The sequence below is a fragment of the Micromonospora rosaria genome, from assembly GCF_001567585.1.
GTDB lineage: Bacteria > Actinomycetota > Actinomycetes > Mycobacteriales > Micromonosporaceae > Micromonospora > Micromonospora rosaria.
Genome location: NZ_LRQV01000235.1, coordinates 1 through 5,144, shown reverse-complemented (window position 1 = coordinate 5,144; position 5,144 = coordinate 1). Strand labels below are relative to the sequence as shown.

Here is a 5,144-nt window from a genome sequence, read left to right as displayed (position 1 = left end):
ACCTCGCCGAGCCGTTCGGCCAGGTAGGTGGCGCTGGCCAGCGAGCGGCCGGCGGCCCCCGCCGGCCCCGTCGCGCCGCCGGTGCCGTTCCCCGCCCGGCCCCTACCGTCGCCCGCGCCGCCGCCCGGCGCGGTGCCGCCCCGGCCGGCCTGCTGCTCGGCGAAGGCCGACCGGTAGATGTCGCCGAGCCGGGCGCGGGTCTCCGGGTCGGTGACGACGATCCAGTGGGTCACGTTCCGGCCGGACCCGCTGGGCGCCTGCTGGGCGACGCGCAGGCACTCCTCGACCAGGGCGCGGGGCACCGGTCGGGTCAGGTCCAGCCGGCGGCGGACCGCCCGGGTGGTGGTCAGCAGCCCGTCGGGGGTCAGCGGTCCGCCCCGCTCGGACGGCCCGGCCGCCGCCGCGTCGGCGGGGCCGCCCGGCCCGTCAGCCATCGGGATCGTCCCAGGTCAGCGGCAGCTCCCAGAGCCCCCGGACGTACATGTCGACGCGCCAGCGCAGGTCCGCCTCGTCGACCGCGATCCGCAGGCCGGGCAGCTCGGTGAGCAGGGTGGTGACGCCGACCCGCAGCTCCAGCCGGGCCAGCTCCGCGCCGAGGCAGTGGTGCGCGCCGTACCCGAAGGCGATGTGCGGGTTGTCGACCCGGTCGGGGTCGAGCTGGTCCGGCCGGTCGAAGACCAGCGGGTCCCGGTTCGCCGCGTCCGGGACCGGCACCACCACCTCGCCGGCCGCCACCACCGAGCCGTCGGAGAGCGTCACGTCGGTCAACGCCACGTGCGGGACGCCGCCGGAGCCGTTGGCGCAGACGTAGCGCAGCGTCTCCTCGATGATCGGGTCCGCCTCGGCGGGGTCGGCCAGGATCCGCCCGACCAGCTCCGGCCGGCGCAGGATCTGGTGCAGCACGGCGGCCAGCACGTTGCTGGTGGTCTCGTAGCCGGCCATCAGCATCCCGGCGGAGAGCACCACCGCCTCGGTCCGGCTCAACCGGCGGTCCTCCCGGGTCGGGGTGAGCATCCGGGCGATCAGCCCGGTGACCTCCTCGCCCCGGTCGAGCCGGTCCCGCACCGTGTCGACCAACGCGGCGAAGTACTCCTGCATCTCCCGCTGGCAGCGCTCCACCTGCTCGGCCGGGAACTTGTCGATCGACATCAGCACGTCGACCCACGGCCCGAAGCGGGGCATGTCCTCCTCCGGCACCGCCATGATCCGGCACATCACCCGCAGCGTGAACGGCACGGTGAACCGGCCGACCACGTCCGCCGGTCGGCCACCGGCGACGTACTCGGCGAGCTGCCGCCGGGCCAGCTCGACCACCATCGGTCGCAGCCGGCCGACCTGGTGCGCGGTGAAGGGCGGGGCCACCGTGGCCCGACGCCGGGTGTGCACCGGCGCGTCGGTGGTGATCAGCGGCAGCGAGTCGGCGCTGCGCGCGAAGAGCGGCCCCGAGGTGTACGCCGACCGGCTGAACCGGCGGTCGCTGAGCACCAGCCGGACGTCGGCCCAGCGGGTGACGACCAGCGCCTCCCGGCCATTGCGCAACCGGACCCGGCCGGGCCGGGGCAGGGCGTGCAGGGCCGGGTACTCGGGCGGCGGCTCCACGGTCGGGCCGGCGGCGAAGGGGAACGTCGGCAGCTCGGCCGCCGCCCCGGCCCCGGTGACGGGGCAGGACGAGGGGCGGGTGTCGGTGTCGCCGCCGGTCGGCGCGGCGGTGGGTGGGCGGGTCATCGGGTCGCCACCTCCTGGACGATGCTGATGATCTGGTACCCGGCGAAGCTGGACAGCAGGAACATCGCCGCCGGGCCGTACGGCCAGCGGGTCAGCCGGTCGGTGTGGAACCGCCGCCCGGCCAGCAGCGGCAGGGCCAGCGGCAGCACCGCCAACCAGACCGGCCAGTACGGCGCCGGCCCGCCCCGGGCCACCACCAGCAGCAGCAGGACCGAGGCCAGCGCCGCGCCGACCGCCACCCCGGCGGTGCCGTTCGCCCCGATCCGGGCCGAGTACGTGCGCTCGCCCGGCCGGGGCGCCCGGGTGGTCTTGCGGGCGAACTCCAGGTGCAGGAAGGCCAGCGCGGAGACCACGATGCCGACCGCGCCGGACCAGGACGGGCCCAGCCCGACCGAGTGCAGCAGGCCGGCGTAGAGGAACGCGTTGATCATCAACTGGACCGGGAAGTTCAGCACGAAACCGAGCAGCATGGCGTCGCCGGCCGGCCAGCCCCGGCGCAGCTCGACCCCGACCAGGACGAAGGCGTACCCGAGCTGGCCGGCGAGCACCAGGAGCACCGGCCAGCGCCAGGCGTTGAGCGCCAGCACCAGCACCGTACCGGCGGCGATCATGACGTACAGGTCCCGGACCCGTACCGCCCCCCGGGCCAGCGGGCGCTCCGGGTTGTGCGTCCGGTCGTACGGCAGGTCCCGGATGTCGTCCAGGGCGCGCATCATCAGCAGGGTCACCAGCAGGGTGAGCGCGCTGACCAGCACCCCGACGTCGGGCAGCGCCCCGCCGATCCGGTCGTCGACCACCGCGCCGACCGCCGTGCCGCCGAACGCCCAGAGCAGCGCGTACGGGACGTACGCCGACGGCGGGAAGCTGCCGGCGACGTAGCGCAGCAGCCGCCCGGTCATGCCCCGGCCGTCGCCGTCGCCGTCTCCTCGGCCGGCACCTCCTCCGGTGGCACGCTGCGGACCGTCCCGGTCGCCCCGTCCACCTCGATCCACTCCCCGTCGGCGATCAGCGAGGTCGCCTCCGGCACCGCCACCACCGTCGGGATGCCCAGCAGCCGGCCGGTGATCGCGGTGTGCGAGAGCAGGGTGCCCCGCTCCACCACCATGCCGCGCGCCACCATCATCAACATCAACCATCCGGGGTCGGTCTCCTTCGCCACGATGATCCGGTCTCGGCAGGTCTCCGGCGGGGTCGACGGGTCCAGGACGACCCGGGCCCGGCCACGGACCACACCCTTGCTCGACGGCAGTCCCCGCAGGTCGACCCCGTCGCCGCCGTCGGTGGCCGTCCGGGCCGGCGCCGCGACGGTGGCGGCGGGCAGGGCGTCGGCCACCGGCCGGTTCAGCCGCGTGGTCAGCCGGACGCCGAGGTCGGCGGCGGCGGTCGCGGCGAGCCGCTCCGCCCGGCGCCGCCCGACCAGCGCCCGCAGGTCGGTCTCGACCAGGGTGCCGTCGTACGCGCCGAGCACCTCCTCGACGGTCAGGTCCACCACGTCCAGCGGGTCGTCGAGGCGTCCCGCCTCGACGAGCAGCGCGCCGAGGCGCCACATCACGTGCCGGGTCAGCCCGTAGAGCTGGCTGCGGCAGTAGCGGGTGTCCTCCCGGGTGCGGACGAACCAGCGCAGCCCGGCGGCCAGCGTGCGGATGACCAGCCGGCGGGGCAGCGACGGGCAGCCCTCGCGCAGTTCCCGTTCCGCCTCGGCCCGGCTGGCCACCTCCCGGGCGCGACTCTCCGCGACGGTCAGCCCGCTGCGGACCAGCGGCCGGACCGAAGAGATGATCATGCCGGGGCGCTGCCGGGGCGAGGGCTCCTCCAGCTTCAGGTCGTGCGGCGCCCGGTCGCCGTACCAGCGCAGGTGCTCACGGGCGGCGGCGGCCAGTTCCGGGCCGTACCCGCCGTCGACCACGTCCCGCCAGATCGCGTCGGCCTCCCCGTCGTCGCAGTGCCGGACCCGTTCGGCGAGGGCGGGGTCGGCGCCGATCCGCTCGGCCAGCGCCACCGCCGAGCGGACCCCGAGCACCGAGCGGTTCTCCCGGCCGCCCATCAGCAGGCCGCCGAGGGTCCGCTGCTCGTCGCCGTCCACCCACCGCCGCACCAGCGCGGAGGCGAAGGTGGCCGTGCCGAGCATGAAGAAGGTGTTGACCAGGGTCACCCCCCACCGGTGGCCGACCTCGCTCCACAACCGGCGGTAGCAGGCGATCAGCTCCTCCGGCGTCCAGTCGTCGATGCCGGCGGCGTCGTCGACCAGCGCGTCCCACCAGCGCAGGAAACGGCGGACCGAGCCGGGCAGCCGGCCCAGCCGCCAGGCCAGCCCCGGCAGGGTGGGCAGGGCGCGCAGCAGTTCGGCCCGGGACGGCCGGTAGTCGCCGGCCATCCCCATCGACTTCTCCCACCAGGGCCGGACCAGCACGAAGCCGGGAATCTGGTGGTGCAGCTCGAACCAGGCGTCGAGCCGGTAGTAGACCCGCCCGCGCAGCAGCCCGACCATCCGGTTGAGGTGGTGCTCGCGGGCCCGCAGCCGGTGCTCCGGCACGCCCATCCGCCGGTACACGTCGCGGAAGATCAGCCGGTAGAAGACCCGGGCCTGGGAGTAGGTCAGCGCCCCGGAGATTCCCGGATAGCTCTCCGTGATGTTGTGGTTGCTCCACGGGACGGGCGTGCCGGTGGCCCCGTCCTCCGTCGGGGCGGGCGGGGTGGCGAAGACCACCGGACGGGCCTGGACCAGGTGGATCGTGCCGTCGGTGGTGAGGGTGCCCTCGATGTCCTGCGGCGGGCCGAAGAAGCGCTCCACCTCGGCGGCCAGCGCCGCCACCTGCCGGGCCTCGTCGTCGGTGAGCACCGGCCCGGTGGCCAGTTCCGCCGGCACCGGCCGGACCACCGGGTCCGCGCCGGGGCCGTCCCCCGGGCAGACCATCGTCGTCTTGACCACCGTCTCGGCGCGGACCGCGCCGGTGTCGGGGGCGACGAAGAAGTGGTCCACGTCGGCGCGTTCCTGCACCACACCCTCGCCGATGCCGTGCGCGGCGGCGACCACGGTCTCCGCCGCGCCGGTGCGCGGGTCACGGCTGAACGCCACGAAGGAGCGGACCCCGGGCACCATCCGTTGCACCCCGACGGCGACCCGGGTGGCGGCCGGGGCGAGCCCGCGCCGGGCCCGGTAGAGCACCGACTCCGGGCTGAACCCGGACGCCCAGCAGGCGGCGACCCGGCGGGCCACGTCCGCCGCCGGGACGTACAGGAAGGATTCGGTCAGCCCGGCGAAGGCGTCGGTCGCGCCGTCCTCGCCGACGCCGTCGGCGTCGGCCACCACGCAGGCGCGGACCGCCAGCAGGTCACCCGGCCCGGCCAGCGCGGCGACCGCCTCGTCCAGCTCGGCGGCGAGCCCGGCCGGCAGGGTGGCCGACCGGAGCCGGTCGGCG

General features: G+C 75.9%; 4 protein-coding genes. All 4 read right to left on the bottom strand.

Features of this window, described 5'->3' with window-relative positions; translation table 11 throughout:
- Positions 1–434, bottom strand: a 434-nt coding sequence (locus tag AWW66_RS31210) for a nitroreductase family protein (protein ID WP_169807202.1), incomplete at its 3' end; no start/stop codon positions are given.
- Positions 427–1,725 (bottom strand): cytochrome P450, encoded by a 1,299-nt coding sequence (locus AWW66_RS31205; RefSeq protein WP_067374174.1) that lies wholly within the window; start codon positions 1,723–1,725, stop codon positions 427–429. The genes AWW66_RS31210 and AWW66_RS31205, both read right to left, overlap by 8 nt.
- A complete protein-coding gene (locus AWW66_RS31200; protein ID WP_067374171.1) occupies positions 1,722–2,624 on the bottom strand; it encodes a UbiA prenyltransferase family protein in 903 nt (300 codons plus the stop codon). The genes AWW66_RS31205 and AWW66_RS31200 overlap by 4 nt, the downstream gene beginning before the upstream one ends.
- A partial coding sequence (locus tag AWW66_RS31195) for a PEP/pyruvate-binding domain-containing protein (protein ID WP_067374170.1) occupies positions 2,621–5,144 on the bottom strand: 2,524 nt, incomplete at its 5' end. The genes AWW66_RS31195 and AWW66_RS31200, both read right to left, overlap by 4 nt.